A 19,367-nucleotide genomic window follows, 5' to 3' on the forward strand; every position below is an offset into this window, starting at 1 on the left:
CGTTCGCCGGTTCCCCGGGGAGCTGCTAACCTTGAGTCACGACCGGTCGGACACAACTGTGCCCGACCCACAAGTGGAGGCTCCGAACTCCCACCCGACCGTCCTCCGGGGCGGCGGGTCACCGGTCTGGCGGGTCCATCGTTCCGTACGGACGATGGCGCCGCCCGAACGTGCGCCCCGCGGCCTCGCGGCGGTGCTCCGGTAGTCATGGAGCCCCGCCTGTGTCCCGTCGGGGCACTTTTTTGTGCATCGGCGCGGTTGGTCTGACGAAACAGACGTTGCGTGGCAGCCCGCCAGGCTGTCGCGTGGTGCTACCGAGGAGGATCCATCAGCGCCGAGCCCCGCATCAACGACCGGATTCGCGTTCCCGAGGTGCGACTTGTCGGTCCCAGCGGCGAGCAGGTCGGCATCGTGCCGCTTGCCAAGGCCCTGGAGCTTGCGCAGGAGTACGACCTGGACCTGGTCGAGGTCGCGGCGAACGCCCGTCCGCCCGTGTGCAAGCTCATGGACTACGGGAAGTTCAAGTACGAGTCGGCCATGAAGGCCCGTGAGGCGCGCAAGAACCAGGCGCACACGGTCATCAAGGAGATGAAGCTCCGGCCGAAGATCGACCCGCACGACTACGACACCAAGAAGGGTCATGTCGTCCGGTTCCTCAAGCAGGGCGACAAGGTCAAGATCACGATCATGTTCCGTGGTCGCGAGCAGTCCCGTCCGGAACTCGGCTACCGGCTGCTGCAGCGTCTGGCGGAGGACGTCCAGGACCTCGGCTTCGTGGAGTCGAACCCCAAGCAGGACGGCCGCAACATGATCATGGTTCTCGGTCCGCACAAGAAGAAGACCGAGGCGATGGCCGAGGCCCGTGAGGCGCAGGCCGCCCGCAAGGCAGGGCGTCAGCCCGTCCGCGAGGAAGGCGAAGCCGCTCCGGCGGCCGAGTCCGCCGAGGGACCGGCCGAGGCCTGAGTCCGGGGTCGCACCCAGGACACCCACCGATACACCTGACGCTCCCGCGTGCCGGTCCCCGGACCGGCTGGGAGCGCCACTGACGAGGAGAGAACGGCGCTATGCCGAAGAACAAGACGCACAGCGGTGCCAGCAAGCGCTTCAAGATCACCGGCTCCGGCAAGGTGCTGCGCGAGCGCGCCGGCAAGCGCCACCTGCTCGAGCACAAGTCGTCCAAGCTGACGCGTCGCCTCACCGGCAACGCCGAGATGGCCCCGGGCGACGCCGCGAAGATCAAGAAGCTTCTCGGCAAGTGACGTCCCCGCCCCCGGTGACGGGGGCGGGACGCCGAGACCGGGACCTATTCGATTTCGGGTCGTGTGAGTCCAACCACGGCCCCGCTACAAGGAGTTAACAAGTGGCACGCGTCAAGCGGGCGGTCAACGCCCACAAGAAGCGTCGGGCGATCCTCGAGCAGGCCAGCGGCTACCGCGGGCAGCGTTCCCGCCTCTACCGCAAGGCGAAGGAGCAGGTCACCCACTCCCTCGTCTACAACTACAACGACCGCAAGAAGCGCAAGGGCGACTTCCGTCAGCTGTGGATCCAGCGCATCAACGCCGCTGCCCGCGCCAACGGCATCACCTACAACCGCTTCATCCAGGGTCTGAAGGCCGCCAACGTCGAGGTCGACCGCAAGATCCTGGCCGAGCTCGCGGTCAACGACGCCAACGCGTTCGCCGCGCTCGTCGAGGTCGCCCAGAAGGCGCTTCCGAGCGACGTCAACGCCCCGAAGGTCGCCGCCTGACCCAGGCGCCGCCTTGGCTTCCGCCGGACCCGCAGGCCCCGCGCCTGCGGGTCCGGTGCGTTCCGCCGCACCCTCCGGTCGCGGGGGACCGAGCCTCGAAGAACAACAGGAGAGCCGCACACCATGGGCACCCCCGAACTGATCTCCCCACGCTCGCAGCGCGTCACCGCGGCACGGCGGCTGGCCAAGCGGCACTTCCGTGGCAAAGAGCGCCGGTTCATCGCCGAGGGACCGCAGGCGGTGCGCGAGGCGGTCGCGCACCACAGCGCCGGTGAACCCACTCTGACCGAGCTGTTCACCACCGTCGAGGCGGCCGAACGGTACGCCGACATCGTCGCCGCCGCCCGCACGGCCGGTGCGCGCGTCCACCACGCGTCCGACGCCGTCCTCGCCGAGGTCTCCCAGACCGTCACCCCGCAGGGCCTCGTCGGCGTCTGCCGGTTCCTCGACTCGCCCTTCGAGGAGATCCTCGCCGCCCGCCCCCGGCTCGTCGCCGTCCTGGCGAACGTACGCGACCCCGGCAACGCCGGAACGGTACTGCGCTGCGCCGACGCCGCGGGAGCCGACGCCGTCGTGCTCACCGACGCGTCCGTCGACCTCTACAACCCGAAATCGGTCCGCGCCTCGGTCGGATCGCTGTTCCACCTCCCGGTGGCCGTCGGCGTCCCCGTCGAACGCGCCGTGCAGGGGCTCACCGGCGCGGGCGTGCGGATCCTCGCCGCGGACGGCGCCGGCGAACAGGACCTCGACGCCGAACTCGACGCCGGCACCATGGGCGGACCCACCGCGTGGATCTTCGGCAACGAGGCGTGGGGCCTGCCCGAGGAGACCCGCGCCCTCGCCGACGCCGTCGTCCGGGTGCCCATCCACGGGAAGGCCGAGAGCCTGAACCTCGCGACCGCCGCCGCGGTGTGTCTCTACGCCTCCGCACGCGCCCAGCGCGCGCCCGGCGGCTGCCGTGGAACCACCCCCACGGGTGGCTGAACGCACCGGAGGTCCACTCCCACGGGTGGCCGAACGCGCCGGACGTGTGCAGTGCGCCCTCGAAGGGTGTCGCTGCGTCACCGACGACTAGTAGGGTGACGGGTCCGGGGGCCCACTGCACCGGTCCGAGAGGGTGGGGTACGGGGATGGCTGTCGGCACCAGCAGGTCGACGGAGACGCACACCTCCTACGCGTGCCCGCCCACGGGCACCGGCGACCCGGGCATCGACCCCGACGACCTCCCGGACGGCCTCGTCGTGGCCGACGAGACCGGACATGTCGTCTGCTTCAACGCCGCCGCCGCCCGGATCATGGCCGTGTCCCGTGCCGACGCCATCGGACTCCCGCTCGACCGGGTTCTGCCCCTGGAGGACCTGAAGGGCCGCCGCTGGTGGGCGCTCACCGACCCGTACGGGGGGCTCGCCACCCGCAACGGCCAGCCCGAGCGCAACCTGCTGCTGCCCGGCGGCCGGGAAGTGCTGGTCTGCGCCCGGTACGTGCGGGAGCGGCCCACCGGACCGGTGCGCCGTGTCGTCGTCTCCCTCAGGGGCACCGAGGCCCGGCGGCGCACCGAACGCAGCCACGCCGAACTGATCGCCACCGTCGCCCACGAGCTGCGCTCCCCGCTGACCTCCGTCAAGGGCTTCACCGCGACCCTCCTCGCCAAGTGGGAGCGGTTCACCGACGACCAGAAGCGGCTGATGCTGGAGACCGTCGATGCCGATGCCAACCGGGTCACCCGTCTGATCGCCGAGCTCCTCGACATCTCCCGCATCGACTCCGGGCGACTCGAAGTGCGCCGGCAGCCCGTGGACGTCTCCGTCGCCGTCAGCCGGCACATCCAGGCCCACATCGCCGCCGGCCAGGCCCCCGGCCGGTTCCTCGTCCGCATCCAGCAGCCCCTGCCCGCCCTGTGGGCCGACCCCGACAAGATCGACCAGGTGCTCGGGAACCTCCTCGAAAATGCGGTGCGCCACGGCGAGGGAACCGTCACCATCGAGGTGGCACCCGCGCCGGCCGGACACGACGAGAAGGGAACGGCGGTCACCGTGAGCGACGAAGGCCCCGGTATCCCCGAGGAGTCCATGGGGCGCGTCTTCACCCGCTTCTGGCGGGGGAGCAAGCGCGGCGGCACCGGCCTGGGCCTCTACATCGTCAAGGGCATCGTCGAGGCGCACGGCGGAGTGATCACCGTCGGGCGCGGCCCCGGCGGCGGAGCGGAGTTCCGATTTATTCTGCCCGTGGCTGCACCGGCGTACCTCAACTGAGTCTCGCCCAGTGGTCCACGGGCTTCTTCGCCCCCCGCGACCTTTAGACTCGACCATTGGCACCTTTGCGTCCTCGTGGTCCAGCGAGTCACGGGGGTCCGGGGAGAGTCCCCCGGTAAGGCACGTAGCCAGCCAATCGGAAGCACGGGAAGAGATGTCGGCACCCAATAAGTCGTACGACCCTGTTGAGGTCGAGGCACTGAAACCGGAAGAGATCGAGCGCATGCGGGACGAGGCGCTCGCCGCCTTCGCGGCCGCCGGCGACCTCGACGCGCTCCACGAGGCCAAGGTCGCTCACACCGGCCCCGCCTCCCCGCTCGCACTCGCCAACCGGGAGATCGGCGCACTGCCCCCGCACGCCAAGGCCGAGGCCGGCAAGCGCGTGGGCCAGGCCCGCGGTGCCGTGAACAAAGCCCTCGGCGGCCGCCAGGCCGAGCTGGAGGCCGAGCGCGACGCGCGCGTGCTCGTCGAGGAGTCGGTGGACGTCACGCTGCCGTACGACCGCGTCCCCTCCGGCGCCCGCCACCCGCTCACCACGCTCTCGGAGCGCATCGAGGACATCTTCGTGGCCATGGGCTACGAGGTCGCCGAGGGCCCCGAGGTCGAGTCCGAGTGGTTCAACTTCGACGCCCTGAACATCGGCCCCGACCACCCGGCCCGCGGCGAGCACGACACCTTCTTCGTGTCGCACGCGAACGGCGGCAGCGGCTCGGGAGTGGTCCTGCGCACCCACACCTCCCCCGTGCAGATCCGCTCCATGCTCGACCGCGAACCGCCGGTCTACGTGATCTGCCCCGGCCGTGTCTACCGCACCGACGAGCTGGACGCCACCCACACCCCGGTCTTCCACCAGGTCGAGCTGCTCGCCGTCGACGAGGGCCTGACCATGGCCGACCTCAAGGGCACCCTGGACCACATGGTCCAGTCGCTCTTCGGCGAGGGCGTGACGACCCGGCTGCGGCCGAACTACTTCCCGTTCACCGAGCCGTCCGCCGAGATGGACATGGTCTGCTACGTGTGCCGCGGCGAGTCCGTGGGCAACCCGGACCGGCCCTGCCGCACCTGCTCCAGCGAGGGCTGGATCGAGCTCGGCGGCTGCGGGATGGTCAACCCCAAGGTGCTCACCGCCTGCGGCGTCGACCCCGAGAAGTACAGTGGCTTCGCCTTCGGATTCGGCATCGAGCGACTGCTGATGTTCCGCCACAACGTCGATGACATGCGAGACATGGTCGAGGGTGACGTCCGGTTCACCCGGCCTTTCGGGATGGAGATCTGATGCGGGTCCCGCTTTCTTGGCTGCGGGAGTACGTCGACCTGCCGGCCACGGAGACCGGCCGTGACGTACAGGCCAAGCTCATTTCGGCCGGCCTCGAGGTCGAGACCGTCGAGCAGCTCGGTGCAGGCCTCAAGGGCCCCCTCGTCGTCGGCCGGGTGCTGACCATCGAGGAACTGGAGGGCTTCAAGAAGCCGATCCGCTTCTGCACCGTCGACGTCGGCGACGCCAACGGCACGGGCGAGCCCCAGGAGATCGTCTGCGGCGCCCGGAACTTCGCCGAGGGCGACAAGGTCGTCGTGGCGCTGCCCGGCGCCGTCCTGCCCGGCGACTTCGCGATCGCCGCCCGAAAGACGTACGGCCGCAACTCCCACGGCATGATCTGCTCCGGCGACGAGCTCGGCATGGGCGACGACGGCACGCACGGCATCATCGTGCTGCCGCCGGAGCACGAGACCGGCACCGACGCCACCGAGCTGCTGGAGCTGTACGACGAGGTCCTCGACATCGCCGTCACCCCGGACCGCGGCTACTGCCTCTCGATGCGCGGCATCGCCCGCGAGCTGGCCATCGCCTACGGAGTGCCGCTGCGCGACCCCGCCCTGCTCGACGTCCCGGGCCCCAACTCCTACGGCTACCCGGTGAAGGTCGCCGACCCCGCGGGCTGCGACCGCTTCGTCGCCCGCACGGTCGTCGGACTGGACCCCGAGGCGGGCTCCCCTATCTGGCTGCAGCGCCGGCTGCAGAAGGCCGGGATGCGTCCCATCTCGCTGGCCGTGGACATCACCAACTACGTGATGCTGGAGCTCGGCCAGCCGCTGCACGCCTACGACCGTTCCCTCGTCCAGGGCGCGATCGGGGTGCGCCGCGCCGAGCAGGGCGAGCGGATCACCACCCTCGACGGCACCAAGCGCGTCCTCGACGCCGAGGACCTGGTCATCACCGACGACCGCGGTCCGATCGGCATCGCGGGCGTCATGGGCGGCGCCGACACCGAGATCGCCGACGCGGCACGCGACCCGGAGACCGGAGAGGTCAAGGGCACCACCGAGGTGGTCATCGAGGCCGCGCACTTCGACGCCGTCTCGGTCGCCCGCACCGCCCGTCGGCACAAGCTGTCCTCGGAGGCGTCCAGGCGCTTCGAGCGCGGTGCGGACCCGCTGGCCGCGGCCGCCGCCGCTCAGCGGACCGTCGACCTGCTGGTGCTGCTCGCGGGCGGCACCGCCGAGGCCGGCGTCACCGAGGCCGTGGCGCCGTCCGAGCCCCGCACCGTCGTGATGCGCGCGGACCACCCCGACCGGGTGGCCGGCGTCGACTACGGCCGCGAGACGGTCGTGCGCCGCCTCCAGGAGATCGGCTGCGACGTGTCCGGGCAGGACGAGCTGCTGGTCGCCGTGCCGTCATGGCGCCCCGACCTCGCCGTGCCGAACGACCTCGCGGAAGAGGTCATCCGGCTCGAGGGGTACGAGAACCTGCCCTCGACGCTGCCGAAGCCGCCCTCCGGCCGCGGCCTCACCGGCCGCCAGCGGCTGCACCGCCGGGTCGGCCGCGCCCTGGCCGGCGCCGGCTACGTGGAGACGCCGAACTACCCGTTCATCAGCGAGCAGGTCTTCGACCAGCTCGGGCTGGAGCAGGACGACACCTGCCGCCGCGTGGTCAAGCTGGTCAACCCGCTCTCCGACGAGGAGCCCGCGCTGCGCACCGCGCTGCTGCCGGGACTGCTCTCCGCGCTCCGGCGCAACGTCGGACGGGGCAGCCACGACCTGGCGCTCTTCGAGACCGGGCTGGTCTTCCACCCCCGCGAGGAGCAGGGCGCCGCACTGCGCCTGCCCGCCGACCGCCGCCCGACCGACGAGGAGATCGCATCCCTCGACGGCACGCTCCCGGGGCAGCCCCGGCACGCCGCGGTGGTGCTCAGCGGCGCCCGCGAGCAGGCCGGCTGGTGGGGCAAGGGACGTCCCGCCGACTGGGCCGACGCGATCGAGGCCGCCCGTACGGTCGCCCGTGAGGCCGGCGCCGAGCTGGTCGTCGCCAAGGGCCAGTACGGCCCGTGGCACCCGGGCCGCTGTGCGGTGCTCTCCGTCATGCTGGACGGTACCGAGCAGGTCGTCGGCTTCGCCGGTGAGCTCCACCCGCGGGTGATCAAGGCTCTCGGTCTGCCGGAGCGCTCCTGCGCCATGGAGGTCGACCTGGACCTTCTGGAGCGGGCCGGAGAGGGCACCCTGCTCGCGCCGCGGATCTCCGCCTTCCCGGTGGCGACCCAGGACGTGGCGCTGGTCGTCGCCGACGACGTCCCGGCCGCCGACGTCGAGCGCGCGCTGCGCGAGGGCGCCGGTGAACTGCTCGAAGGCGTCCGGCTGTTCGACGTGTTCACCGGCGAACAGCTCGGCGAGGGCCGCAAGTCGCTGGCGTACGCGCTGCGCTTCCGTGCCACGGACCGCACGCTGACGGTCGAGGAGGCCTCGGCCGCGCGTGACGCGGCCGTCGCGCTGGCCGCCGAGCGCACCGGTGCGGTGCTGCGCGGCGCGTAGCAGTCACCGACACCCTTGAGGGGCGCATCCGTTAGGGATGCGCCCCTCGTTGCATGTCGTGCCTCCGCCCGGCCGGCCGCAGGAAACGGCGCCGCCGGCCCTGCTGGGAGTGTCGGGCAGAACAGCAGGGCGGACGGCGCCTGGGGGACCGTCGCACTTTACGAGGGGGGAGCCGACGGCCCGGCTGCCTCCGAGGAGAGGCAGTTAAGTCAACCGGCACCCCGCTCCCCGCGGCAGAGTGCGTGGCCGGCCGATGCGGGCACTCGATTCACACCCCGTGTGAAGACGGCTCCGTTAGGCTGATGCAACCGAGCCACCGGAGGGCCCCATGCAGCCCAATAGCCTGCTCGACGCCCTGCTCGACGAGTCGGGCATGTCCCACGCCGGACTCGCCGCGCACGTCAACCGGGCGGGAGCCGCGCTAGGTCTGGCCCTGCGGTACGAACACACCGCCGTGGCACGGTGGCTGAAGGGCCAGCGGCCCCGCGGCCGGGTCCCCGACCTGATCTGCGAGGTGCTCTCGGCCCGGCTGCGCCGCCCGGTCACCCTCGACGACATCGGTCTCGGCCCGGCCGGCGAACCGTCCACCACGCTCGGCCTCCCGCTGGCCGGATTCGTCGAACGGGCCACCGCCCTCTGGCGTTCCGACGAGCAGCAGCGGTCGCACCTCCTGGACGCGCCGGCCGTCACCGGGACGCCCGCCGTGATGCCCGTGTGGGAATGGGAGAACCCCCCGGAGGACCGAGACGTCTCCCGCTCCGGGCAGGCCGGTGTCGGCCGCGGCGACATCGCCGTACTGCGGGCCGCGCGCGCCCACTACGAGCTGATGTACCGCAAGGCGGGCGGCATCGCGACCCGTTCCCGCATCGTCGGTTTCCTGAACGCCGAGGCCGCGCCTCTGCTCCGCGGCAGCTATCCGGACGACGTGGGGCGGGAGTTGCACGGGGCGACCGCCGCCCTGGTGTCGGTGGCGGGCATCTGCGCGTACGACTCCGACGCCCAGGGACTCGCCCAGCGGTACTTCCATCAGGCGCTGCGGCTCGCCAAGGCGGGCGGGGACCGGGGGCTGGGGGCCTACGTCATCGCCCTGCTCGTCAACCAGTCGCTGTTCATGCGGGAGGACCGGCAGGCGGTGGCCTTCGTGGAGGCCGCCCTGCGGGCCGCGGGACGGGACGTGTCGCCCGCGCTCGCCGCCGATCTGTACGCGATGCAGGCCAAGGCGTACGCCCGTCTCGGGGACGCGCGCAGCGCCCTGGGGTGCATCGCGCGCGCGGAGGACGCCGCGGAGCGGATCCGGCCGGGCGACGAGCCGGACCAGACGGGCTATGTGCAGCCGGGCCTGGTCAACGTGCAGGTGGCCGAGGCCCTGCTGCGGCTCGGCGACCTCGGTGCGGCGCGGGAGCACGCGGCGTTCGCCGCACGTGCTCCGGCGCACGACCGGGGGCGGGTGCACCGCCTCGCCATGCTGGCCCAGGTCCAGTTGTGCCAGGGGGAGGCGGACCGGGCCGTGGTGACCGCGGTGGAGATGGCCGAGCGGGCGAGGGGAATGGAGTCGCGGCGGCTGCGCGACCGGCTGCGGACGGTTCGCGAAGGACTGCGGGCAGCCGGCTGTCCGGGGGCGGAGGAGGCCGCCGAACGGATCGACGGGGCACTGCGGGTTCCTCTGTGAACCCTGTGAAAACCTCACCCGCCTGGTACGGACCTGCTGCCATGTTGCCATCCAAGCGTTGGAAGGTGGCAGAAACGTGCAGTGGACCAACCGGAACGAACAAACGGTGTACGAGAACCGCTGGTTCCGCGTGAATCTCGCGGATGTCGAACTCCCCGACGGGCGGCACCTCGACCATTTCCTGATCCGGCTCCGCGCGGTCGCGGTGGCGACCGCGGTCAACGCGGCCGACGAGGTGCTGATGCTGTGGCGGCACCGGTTCATCACCGACAGCTGGGGCTGGGAGCTGGCCGCGGGGGTCGTGGAGGACGGCGAGGACGTCGAGAGCGCGGCCGCCCGCGAGATGGAGGAGGAGACCGGCTGGCGGCCCGGACCGCTCCGGCACCTCCTCACCGTCGAACCGTCCAACGGGCTCACCGACGCCCGGCACCACCTCTACTGGTCCGAGGGAGCCACCTACATCGGCCACCCCGAGGACGACTTCGAGTCCTCACGCCGCGAGTGGATACCGCTCAAACTGATCCCGGACATGGTCGCCCGCGGTGAGATCCCCGCCGCCGGCATGGCGGCGGGGTTACTCCTGCTCCACCACCTGCGGCGGGGCGACGGCTGAGCACACGTCGGGCCGGCTCCTCCGCCGGCGGCGCCGACCCGACGAGGTGAGGCCCGAGCGGGCCCGGCGAGGGGCGGCCGGCGCGGTCGCCCCTACGAGTACGCGCGGTCGCCCCTACGAGTACGAGTAGAACCCCGAGCCGGTCTTGCGGCCCAGCCGGCCCGCGTCGACCATCCGCTGGAGCAGCGGCGGAGCGGCGTACAGCGGCTCCTTGAACTCGGCGTACATCGAGTCGGCGACCGAGGCGACCGTGTCCAGGCCGATCAGGTCCGAGAGCTTCAGCGGGCCCATGGGGTGGGCACAGCCGAGCTCCATGCCGTTGTCGATGTCCTCACGGCTCGCGATGCCCGACTCGAACATCCGGATGGCGGACAGCAGGTACGGGATCAGCAGGGCGTTGACCACGAATCCCGAACGGTCCTGGGCGCGGATCGCGTGCTTGCCCAGCACCTGCTGCACCACGGCCTCGGAGCGCTTGATCGTCTCCTCGGAGGTGGTCAGGGCCGGGATCAGCTCCACGAGCCGCTGCACCGGGGCGGGGTTGAAGAAATGGATGCCGATCACCTGGTCGGGGCGGGAGGTCGCCACGGCCAGCTTCACCAGGGGGATCGACGAGGTGTTGGACGCGAGGATCGCGTCCGGGCGGGTCACGACCTGGTCCAGGACCTGGAAGATCTCCGTCTTGACCTGCTCGTTCTCCACGACCGCCTCGATGACGAGATCGCGGTCGGCGAACTCCCCGAGGTCGGTGGTGAAGCTGAGCCGGGCGAGCGTCGCATCGCGCTCCTCCTCGCTGATCTTGCCGCGTTCGGCGGCCTTGGCGAGGGAGTTGTAGAGCCTGGTACGGCCGATCTCCAGGGCCTCGCCGGTGGTCTCGGCGACCTTGACCTCGAGGCCGCTGCGCGCGGCGACCTCGGCGATGCCCGCGCCCATCTGGCCGCAGCCCACCACTCCGACGCGTGCCACGTCAGCCATAGAGTCCGTCACATCGTGCCTTTCGCTCTTCTGCCGTCCGGCGGGTCCCCCGTCTGATTCCGGCAGCCCGCCCCGGACCACGACGTTACTCCGCGCGGGCGTGTGGTCGGCCCTGCGGGGCGGGCATGCTCTCCGCAGGGAGCGGACGTACCGGATGTTTCCCGCGGGAACGGGCGACAAGGAGACCGCAAGTGGGGCGAATCACCCGCAGGGGATTGGTGGCGGCCACCGCAACGGCCGCAAGCGCATTACTCATGGGGGCCGAGGCCCGGGCGGCAGCGGGACGCTGCGGCACCGGACGGGAGTTCCGCGGCGTGTGGCTGGCCACCGTCGCCAACCGCGACTGGCCGTCGAAGCCGGGGCTCCCCAGGGCCGAGCAACGGGCCGAACTGCTCAGGCACCTCGACACCGCCGCCAAGCGGCACCTGAACGCCGTGGTGTTGCAGGTGCGGCCGACCGCCGACGCGATGTGGCCCTCGCCGTTCGAGCCGTGGAGCCAGTACCTCACCGGCGTCCAGGGCAAGGACCCCGGCTGGGACCCCCTGGGGACGGCGGTGACCGAAGCGCACCGGCGGGGCCTCGAACTGCACGCCTGGTTCAACCCCTACCGGATCGCGAACCACTCCGACCCCGGCAGGCTCGTCCCCGGACATCCCGCCCGTGTGCACCCCGACTGGGTCGTCCCCCACGGCGGGAAGCTCTACTACAACCCCGGCCTTCCACAGGTGCGACGCTTCGTCCAGGACGCCATGCTCGACGCCGTCAAGCGCTACGACATCGACGCCGTCCACTGGGACGACTACTTCTACCCCTACCCCGTCGCCGGACAGGTCTTCGACGACGACGCGGCGTTCGCCGAGCACGGCAGCGGCTTCCCCGACCGGGCGTCATGGCGGCGGGACAACATCGACCGGCTGGTCCGGGAGACCGCTGCGCGGATCACGGCCACCGGCAAGGGGGTGTGCTTCGGCATCAGCCCCTTCGGGGTGTGGCGCAACGCCTCCACCGACCCACGGGGCTCGGCGACCACCGCCGGGGTGCAAACCTATGACGACCTGTACGCGGACACCAGGAAATGGGTCAGGAAAGGATGGATCGACTACATCGTCCCGCAGGTGTACTGGCACATCGGCTTCCCCGTCGCCGACTACCGTGAACTGGTCGCATGGTGGGACCGCACGGTCCGCGGCACCGGCGTCCGCCTCCACATCGGAGAGGCCCTGTACAAGGCCGGCGACCCCGCCCAGCCCGCCGCCTGGCAGGACCCGGCGGAACTCTCCCGACACCTCACACTGGCGAAGCAGTACGCCGACGTGTCGGGGCACTGCTTCTTCGCGGCCAGGGAGGTCGCCGTGGACCGGATCGGAGCGATGGCCAGGGTTGTCGCCGACCACTACCCGACCCGGGTCCGGGCTCCACTCTGAACCATCAGGGTTGCTTTGGCCTGTCTTCCTTGTGCCGTACGACGGAGTCGGGACCCGGTGACATGATCGCCTCGTGGCCGTCCTCGAACCGCACGCGGTACGGGGGCGTACCGGCCTGCCCCAGGACCTCGACGATCTCCGCGGTCTTGTCGTGCTGACCGACGATCCTGCCGTGCATCAGCAGCTTGTCGCCCTTCTTCGCCTGCATCGGGGAGACCTCCTCGTGGCGGGCATCCGTACCGAAAGTCTAAGTCGGCTCACGCCCTCGCGCGCTGGGTGACGGCGATGCACACCAGCACTCCCACGGCCGCCGGCAGGGCGGCGGGCGCCGGCTCCTCGCCGAGCAGCAGCACCGCCCACACCAGGGTCAGCAACGGCTGGGCGAGCTGGAACTGGCTGGCCCGCGCGATACCGACGGCCGCCATGCCCCGGTACCAGACGTAGAGGCCGAGGAATGTGGACCCGGCAGCCGCCCAGACCAGTCCCGCCACGCCGTGAACCGACAGACGCACCGGTTCGAGGACGATCCCGGCCACGCCGCCCGCCACCGCCAGGGGCAGACAGAGGACCAGCGCCCAGCCGATGACCTGCCAGCCGGGCATCACTCCGGCGAGCCGTCCGCCCTCCGTGTAGCCCGCGGCACACACCAGCAGCGCACCGAACAGGTACGCGTCGCCGGCCGACAGGGCTCCGCCGCCCTGCAGGACCGTGAACGCGGCGACCACCGCCGCCCCGGCCAGTGCCGCGGTCCAGAACGTCCGCGAGGGCCTGCGGCCGGTACGGACCGCCGACAGCGCCGCCGTGGTCAGCGGCAGCAGGCCCACCACCACGGCGGCGTGCGATGTCGTCGAGGTGCGCAGGGCCAGGGTGGTCAGCAGCGGAAAACCGATCACGACGCCTCCGGCCACGACCGCCAGCCCCGGCCGGTGGCGCCGCTCCGGCAGCGGCACCCGCTGCGCCAGCAGCACACTGCCGGCGATCAGCGCCGCGAGCACACTGCGCAGGGCCACCAGGGACCACGGGCCGAAGCTCTCCAGACCCCAGGCGGTCGCCGGGAAGGTGAGGGAGAAGGCCACGACGCCGAGCGCCGCCAGCAGCGTTCCGCCGCGCGGTGCGGGCGCGGTGACCGCTATCGAGGTTCGATGAGTAGCGCTATCCTGTACTGTCATGCATGAGCGTAGCAGTGTGGTGGAACTGGCCACTTCCTTGAAGAAAGAGCTTGACAGCTACTCTCCTGGTGGAAAGCTTCCGTCGAGCAGGGCCCTGGTCGAGCGGTACCGGGTCTCCCCGGTCACCGTCTCCCGCGCGCTCGCCCGGCTCGCCGCCGAGGGGCTCGTCGTCACCCGGCCGGGAGCCGGGGTCTTCCGCGCCCATCCGCGCGCAGAAGCCGCGGAGACCGGCGACACCTCCTGGCAGGAGGTCGCCCTCAGCGCGGACGGCGCCACCGAGCCCGCCCCGCGCGCGGTCGACGCCTCCGGAGTGCTCGTCAGCCTCGCCGCGCCACCACCCGGCGTCGTCGAGTTCAACGGCGGCTATCTGCACCCCTCCCTCCAGCCCGAGCGGGCCATGGCCGCCGCACTGGCCCGGGCGGGACGCCGGCCCGGGGCCTGGGGCAGGCCGCCCACCGACGGCATCCCGGAACTGCGCGACTGGTTCGCCCGTGAGATCGGCGGCACCGTCACCGGCGCCGACGTGCTCGTCACCGCCGGAGGCCAGAGCGCGCTCACCACCGCGCTGCGCGCCCTCACGCCGCCCGGTGCCCCCGTCCTCGTCGAGTCGCCCACCTACCCCGGCATGCTCGCCGTCGCCCGCGCGTCCGGGCTGCGCCCCGTTCCGGTGCCCGTCGACGGCGACGGCGTCCGCCCGGAACTGCTCGCCGCGGCCTTCCGTGCCACCGGCGCCCGTGTCCTGGTCTGCCAGCCGCTCTTCCAGAACCCCACCGGGACCGTCCTCGCCCGGCCCCGCCGTCTCGAGGTGCTGCGCATCGCCCGTGAAGCCGGCGCGTTCGTCGTCGAGGACGACTTCGCCCGCCGACTGGTCCACGAGGACGCGGGCGCCCTCCCGCCGCCCCTCGCGGCCGATGACCCGGACGGTGTGGTCGTCCACGTCTGCTCCCTGACCAAGATCACCTCGCCGAGCCTGCGGGTGGGCGCGCTCGCCGCCCGCGGGCCCGTCCTCGAACGACTGCGGGCCATCCAGGTCGTCGAGAGCTTCTTCGTGGCCCGGCCGCTCCAGGAAGCCGCCCTGGAGCTCGTCGGCTCGCCGGCCTGGGACCGGCACCTCCGCACCGTGGCGGCCGCTCTGCGTGACCGCCGCACCGCGCTCGCCACGGCCCTGGCCCGGCACGTCCCCGAGCTCGCCCTCCCGCGCATCCCCTCCGGCGGCCACCACCTCTGGACCCGACTGCCGGACGGCACCGACGAGGCGGCACTCACCGCGGCCGCGCTCAGGGCCGGAGTCGCCGTCACCCCGGGCCGCCCCTACTTCAGCGCCGAACCTCCCGCCGCCCACCTCCGGCTGAGCTTCGCGGCGGTCGCAGGCCCCGCCGAGATCGCCGAGGGAGTCGCCCGTCTGCGCACCGCCTTCGACGAAGTGCCGGGGTGACATCCCGCCCAGTCCGGGCGGCGCAGCGCCGTGCACGGCGCTGCGCTCGTCACGTCAAGCCGGTTGTGCGGCGGGGTACTCGGGGCACGGGTGACGTCGTACGTGGCCTTGGGGGCGGTGCTACGTTCAGAGAGGGCGCCGTGGTCGGCCACTCGGCCGGGCGCGCACGCACGCCGCACACGGCGCGGCACCTCGCCGTCCCGGTATCGGCATCGTCCCGCACACGGCGCGGCACCTCACCGTCCCGGCAGCGGCATCGTCCCGCACAGGAACTCCGCGTCGTCCAGCAGCCCGGGGGAGAGCCGTACGCCCGTCAGGCGCTCGGCGAGCGCGAAGGCGGCAGCGGTGACCAGTTCGACGTCCCCCCGGTCGGACTCCTCCGTGGCCAGTCCCGCCTCCCTCATCTGCTCCACCGCGCAGTCGGGATCGGATCCGTACCGTGCGTACGCGAACAGCGGCTCGAAACGCAGCCGCAGCTTCCCGTCCACGAACCAGGCGAACGCGTCGGCGCCGTTGACGTCCCAGCCGTGGGCAACGACCTCGGAGCCGCGGGACAGGAGCCCCGGCACCTCGTCCGACATGCCCAGCCAGCCGTTCGGCTCCAGCAGGAGCGTCCAGTCCCCGGCCGCCGTGACGGCCACGAACGCATCCGCGCCGCCCGTCTTCCGCAGGACGGCATGGGCCGGCTCCACCAGTTCCCCGGCGCCGCGTATCCGGTCCGTCGGCCGACAGCCCAGCCGTTGCAGCACACCTTCGGGCGCGACGTCCCGCACCAGAGTGACGCAGCAGGCCTCGGCGAGTTCGTCGTAGCGGTCCTCGAACCAGCGGTAGTCGGCAGCGGTGACATCCATGGCGCCCACCGTGGCATCCGCCACTGACAGCGGCCCCGCGCACCTGGCAGCCTCCCGTCATGAGCGACGTCACCCGCATCCCCGTCCGCACCGCCTCTCCCGCCCCCGACGCGTACGAGATCTCCACCGACCCCGGCCGGCTGGACGTCGACCGGGTGCACAGCTGGCTGTCCACCGACGCCTACTGGGCGCTCGGGCGCACCCGTGGGAAGCAGGATCAGGCCATCGCCGCATCGCTCAACTTCGGTGCGTACGACCGTGCCTCGGGGGAGCAGGTGGCCTACGCCCGGGTCGTCACCGACCGCGCCACCTTCGCCTGGCTCTGCGATGTGTACGTGGACCGCGCGGCCCGTGGCGGGGGACTGGGAACGGCACTGGTGGCCGCGGTGCGCGAGCACCTCGAACCCCACGGGCTGCGGCGCATCCTGCTCGCGACCGCCGACGCCCACGGGGTGTATGCGGCGCTCGGCTTCCAGCCGCTGGAGAACCCGGACAAGTGGATGGTGCTCGGCGAGCACTGACGTGACCGACGGCGTACTTGTGCGCCGCGCGGCCGCCGGACAGCATCGTTCGCATGAGCCGAACGCCCGGCACCACCCGGCGGTCCGGGGGCCGGCGTGCCGTGGTCGTCGGCGGGGGACTGGCCGGCATGCTGGCCGCCCGGGTGCTCGCCGACTTCGCCGACGAGGTCACCGTCGTCGAACGGGACGTGCTTCCGCCCGGGCCCGTTCCGCGCAGGGGACTGCCGCAGGCGCGGCACGCCCATCTGCTGTGGTCGGGCGGTGCCCGGGCCGTCGAGTCACTGCTCCCGGGCGTCACCGACCGCTGGCTCGGCGCCGGGGCGCGCCGCGTCCCGATGCCGACCGGGACGGTGATCCTCTCCGCGCACGGCTGGTTCCGGCGCTGGCCCGAGATGCAGTACCTCATCGCCGCCAGCCGGGACCTGCTCGACTGGGTGGTCCGGGACGAAGTGCTCCGGAGGCCCGTGATCACGCTGCTCCAACGTGCCGAGCCGCTCTGCCTGGAAGGGCGGCCCGCCCGGGTGACCGGGGTCCGGGTGCGCATGCCCGACGACGGTGAGCGGGTGCTGGCAGCCGACCTGGTGGTCGACGCCTGCGGCCGGGGCTCCCGGGCGCCGCAGTGGCTCGCCGTGCTGCGGCCGGGGCGTGCGGGGGTGGCCGAGGAGGAGGTCGACGCCGGGATCGGGTACGCGAGCAGGCTCTTCCGGGTGCCCGGTGGTGAAGGCGGACCGGTCGTCAGCGTCACGGCCGACGTACGGGACCGCGGGCCCGCGCGAACCGCCACGATCGTCCCCTTGGAGGGCGCACGCTGGCTGGTCACGGTGTCCACCACCAGAGGCGGGCAACTGCCCGCCACCGCGGAGGAGTTCGAGGTCTTCGCCCGGAGCGTCCGGCACCCCGTGGTCGGTGAACTCATCGCGCACGCCGAGCCGTTGACGGACGTCGTGGTCACCCGCAGTACCGGCAACCGTCGCCGGTACTTCGAACGGGCCGACGGCTGGCCCGAGGGCTTCGTCGTCGTCGGTGACGCCGTCGCCACGTACAACCCGCTGTACGGGCACGGCATGTCCGTGGCCGCGCAGAGTGCCGTCGCCCTGTGCGACGAGCTCCGGCGGGCCGGCCTCACGGCCCCCGGACTCGCCCGGCGTGCCCAGCGAGCGGTGGCCCGCCCGGTGTCCGTCGCCTGGGACCTCGCCACCGGTCAGGACATCCGCTATCCGGGCGCGACCGGCCGCCGGCCCGGCGTCCCGGCCCGTGCCCTCGTCCGCTACGTGGACCGGCTCATGCACACCGCCACCGGCCGACCGGTCGCCGCTAAGGCGCTGTTCGACGTCCTCACGCTCTCGGTCCCGCCGACCGTGCTGTTCCGCCCCGAGGTCGTCCTGGCGGCGGTGCGCGGCCCGAGCCTCCCGCCCTTGTCCGCGCCCCCGCTCACCGCGGTGGAGCGTCCCGCCCCGAGCGGGGAACCCACCGACGGTACGTCCCGGTCATGACCCCGGTCCGTGCGGCGCCCCATGGCCCGATGGGGCGGTTCCTACCCCGGCGACCGTCGCGCTCGCGCCAGGACCGCCTCCTCGAAGTCCTCGGCCGTCGCCTCGACGGCCGTGCCGTGGCCGGAGCCGCGATGCGGGAGATCCCTGCCCCTGGTGTCCGTGAGCGGGGATCCTATGAGGCGCCCCCTCGCGGGAGCATGGCGCCGTCCAGGGAGCGGGTTCCGGGTGTCGGCCGGAGCATCCGCCGACGCCGATGCTCAGGTCCGCAGAGTGAACCGCTCGCCCGCCCAGTGAACCGCTCGCCCGCCCAGTGAAGCGCTCGGCCGCAATGAGACTGAGCGCTTCATCCGGCCCGTGAGCGGTTGAGTTGGCCGGACGAGCGCTGCTGTCGGCCCGCCTCTGCAGAACCCGTTTGGATTGCCCCGTACTGCATGTGACGGGACATTGAAGAATCATGACGGTGGACGACCGGAGGACGCACCCTACGCCACCTCCGGAGTGACACCCCACGACGAAGGCAGGTCAGTCATGCGTGTTGGACCCCGATTCGGTCCCCTTCCCCGCCGTACGAAGGTACTGACTGGCGGTCTCATGGCCCTGATGGCTCTGTTGAGCTTCGACCTGGTCACACCCGCGCTTGCGACCGGCCCCGCTCCCCGGTCGCGCGCCGAGACGGCCCCGGCAGGGCTCTTTGGGGACGACCGGTGCGACAAGCACCCCTATGAAAGCAGTGTTTCGCACGTCCAGGGCGGCCGAGACAAATGCAGGGGCGCAACCGGACCTACGGGCCCGACGGGTCCCACCGGCCCAATGGGGGACACCGGTCCGGCCGGCCCCACGGGGGCCACCGGAGCGACCGGGGCGAGGGGGGACACCGGACCTACGGGTGCGACGGGGGACACGGGGGCGACGGGGGACACCGGGGCCACGGGGGCGACGGGTGCGACGGGTGCGACGGGGGACATCGGGGCGACGGGTGCGACGGGGGACACCGGGGCCACGGGTGCGACGGGGGACACCGGGGCCACGGGTGCGACGGGGGCCACGGGGGCGACGGGTGCGACGGGGGCGACTGGCTCTGGCCCGGTCACCGGGTACGAAAGGGTCTCCAACACCGTGTCGTGCAGTGGTGACAGCATCTGCACCATCCCGGTGAGCTGCCCCGAGGCCGGCCAGGTGGTCACGGGCGGGGGCTTGGACAGCGCCGTCCTGGCCAGCAGCGGTCTCTATGTCATGGAGACTTTTCCGAGCAGCGACACCACATGGTCCGGCACCTATCGCAATGCCACCGGCACCCCCATCAACATCACTGTCTGGGCCGTCTGCGTCGACGGCACGTGACAGGTGTGAGCCGGCTTGCCGGAAGCCCAGGGGCGCAACCGGACGGCTGCGTCCCTGGCGGCCGGTCCGCATC

At 72.2% G+C, this 19,367-nt stretch carries 18 protein-coding genes; 14 read left to right on the top strand and 4 right to left on the bottom strand.

The window, feature by feature from the left end:
• Positions 1–282 precede the first annotated feature (282 nt).
• From infC to ACZ4Z5_RS16780, 9 genes are all read left to right on the top strand, one after another.
• On the top strand, positions 283–963 hold the full coding sequence (infC, locus tag ACZ4Z5_RS16740; protein WP_468262896.1) for a translation initiation factor IF-3: 681 nt from the start codon (positions 283–285) through the stop codon (positions 961–963).
• 101 nt (positions 964–1,064) lie between these two features.
• On the top strand, positions 1,065–1,259 hold the full coding sequence (gene rpmI / locus ACZ4Z5_RS16745; protein WP_171085849.1) for a 50S ribosomal protein L35: 195 nt from the start codon (positions 1,065–1,067) through the stop codon (positions 1,257–1,259).
• A gap of 101 nt (positions 1,260–1,360) precedes the next feature.
• Positions 1,361–1,747, top strand: coding sequence for a 50S ribosomal protein L20 (gene rplT / locus ACZ4Z5_RS16750; protein WP_345035046.1), 387 nt, complete (start codon positions 1,361–1,363; stop codon positions 1,745–1,747).
• 123 nt (positions 1,748–1,870) lie between these two features.
• Positions 1,871–2,731 (top strand): TrmH family RNA methyltransferase, encoded by an 861-nt coding sequence (locus ACZ4Z5_RS16755; protein ID WP_468262900.1) that lies wholly within the window; start codon positions 1,871–1,873, stop codon positions 2,729–2,731.
• 146 nt (positions 2,732–2,877) lie between these two features.
• The gene (locus ACZ4Z5_RS16760) at positions 2,878–3,999 is read left to right on the top strand and encodes a sensor histidine kinase (protein WP_468262903.1); all 1,122 of its coding nucleotides are present in this window, start codon (positions 2,878–2,880) and stop codon (positions 3,997–3,999) included.
• A 154-nt stretch (positions 4,000–4,153) separates the two neighbouring features.
• Positions 4,154–5,275, top strand: coding sequence for a phenylalanine--tRNA ligase subunit alpha (gene pheS, locus ACZ4Z5_RS16765; protein ID WP_468262905.1), 1,122 nt, complete (start codon positions 4,154–4,156; stop codon positions 5,273–5,275).
• Positions 5,275–7,803, top strand: coding sequence for a phenylalanine--tRNA ligase subunit beta (gene pheT / locus ACZ4Z5_RS16770; RefSeq protein ID WP_468262908.1), 2,529 nt, complete (start codon positions 5,275–5,277; stop codon positions 7,801–7,803). Before pheS ends, pheT begins: the two co-directional genes overlap by 1 nt.
• 328 nt (positions 7,804–8,131) lie before the next feature.
• Positions 8,132–9,472 carry a transcriptional regulator gene (locus ACZ4Z5_RS16775; RefSeq protein WP_468262911.1) on the top strand — a complete coding sequence of 447 codons (1,341 nt, stop codon included), beginning with the start codon at positions 8,132–8,134 and terminating at the stop codon, positions 9,470–9,472.
• A gap of 76 nt (positions 9,473–9,548) precedes the next feature.
• Positions 9,549–10,085: an NUDIX hydrolase gene (locus tag ACZ4Z5_RS16780; protein WP_468262914.1), complete on the top strand. Its 537-nt coding sequence runs from the start codon at positions 9,549–9,551 to the stop codon at positions 10,083–10,085.
• A gap of 114 nt (positions 10,086–10,199) precedes the next feature.
• On the opposite strand, the gene ACZ4Z5_RS16785 is transcribed toward ACZ4Z5_RS16780, so the two are convergent.
• On the bottom strand, positions 10,200–11,060 hold the full coding sequence (locus ACZ4Z5_RS16785) for a 3-hydroxybutyryl-CoA dehydrogenase (RefSeq protein WP_468262917.1): 861 nt from the start codon (positions 11,058–11,060) through the stop codon (positions 10,200–10,202).
• 191 nt (positions 11,061–11,251) lie between these two features.
• Between ACZ4Z5_RS16785 and ACZ4Z5_RS16790 the strand changes: the two genes are divergently transcribed.
• Positions 11,252–12,484 carry a glycoside hydrolase family 10-like protein gene (locus ACZ4Z5_RS16790; RefSeq protein WP_468262921.1) on the top strand — a complete coding sequence of 411 codons (1,233 nt, stop codon included), beginning with the start codon at positions 11,252–11,254 and terminating at the stop codon, positions 12,482–12,484.
• 4 nt (positions 12,485–12,488) lie between these two features.
• Here the strand turns inward: ACZ4Z5_RS16790 and ACZ4Z5_RS16795 are convergent, their stop codons facing one another.
• Together ACZ4Z5_RS16795 and ACZ4Z5_RS16800 are read right to left on the bottom strand one after the other, a co-directional pair.
• Positions 12,489–12,692 (bottom strand): DUF1918 domain-containing protein, encoded by a 204-nt coding sequence (locus tag ACZ4Z5_RS16795; protein ID WP_468262923.1) that lies wholly within the window; start codon positions 12,690–12,692, stop codon positions 12,489–12,491.
• Positions 12,693–12,741: 49 nt separating this feature from the next.
• Positions 12,742–13,653: a DMT family transporter gene (locus ACZ4Z5_RS16800; RefSeq protein ID WP_468262925.1), complete on the bottom strand. Its 912-nt coding sequence runs from the start codon at positions 13,651–13,653 to the stop codon at positions 12,742–12,744.
• Here ACZ4Z5_RS16800 and ACZ4Z5_RS16805 point away from each other — a divergent pair.
• Positions 13,652–15,088, top strand: coding sequence for an aminotransferase-like domain-containing protein (locus ACZ4Z5_RS16805; RefSeq protein WP_468262928.1), 1,437 nt, complete (start codon positions 13,652–13,654; stop codon positions 15,086–15,088). The two genes, ACZ4Z5_RS16800 and ACZ4Z5_RS16805, sit on opposite strands and share 2 nt — an antisense overlap.
• A gap of 236 nt (positions 15,089–15,324) precedes the next feature.
• On the opposite strand, the gene ACZ4Z5_RS16810 is transcribed toward ACZ4Z5_RS16805, so the two are convergent.
• The gene (locus ACZ4Z5_RS16810; protein WP_468262931.1) at positions 15,325–15,939 is read right to left on the bottom strand and encodes a DUF6461 domain-containing protein; all 615 of its coding nucleotides are present in this window, start codon (positions 15,937–15,939) and stop codon (positions 15,325–15,327) included.
• Positions 15,940–15,998: 59 nt separating this feature from the next.
• On the opposite strand from ACZ4Z5_RS16810, the gene ACZ4Z5_RS16815 reads away from it, so the two are divergent.
• The 3 genes from ACZ4Z5_RS16815 (at position 15,999) to ACZ4Z5_RS16825 (ending at position 19,294) form a co-directional block, all read left to right on the top strand.
• A complete protein-coding gene (locus ACZ4Z5_RS16815) occupies positions 15,999–16,460 on the top strand; it encodes a GNAT family N-acetyltransferase (RefSeq protein ID WP_468262933.1) in 462 nt (153 codons plus the stop codon).
• 53 nt (positions 16,461–16,513) lie between these two features.
• Positions 16,514–17,953 (top strand): FAD-dependent oxidoreductase, encoded by a 1,440-nt coding sequence (locus ACZ4Z5_RS16820; RefSeq protein WP_468262936.1) that lies wholly within the window; start codon positions 16,514–16,516, stop codon positions 17,951–17,953.
• Positions 17,954–19,069: 1,116 nt separating this feature from the next.
• A complete protein-coding gene (locus ACZ4Z5_RS16825) occupies positions 19,070–19,294 on the top strand; it encodes a hypothetical protein (RefSeq protein WP_468262939.1) in 225 nt (74 codons plus the stop codon).
• Positions 19,295–19,367: the final 73 nt, after the last annotated feature.

This window comes from Streptomyces sp. NPDC030222, from assembly GCF_055573115.1.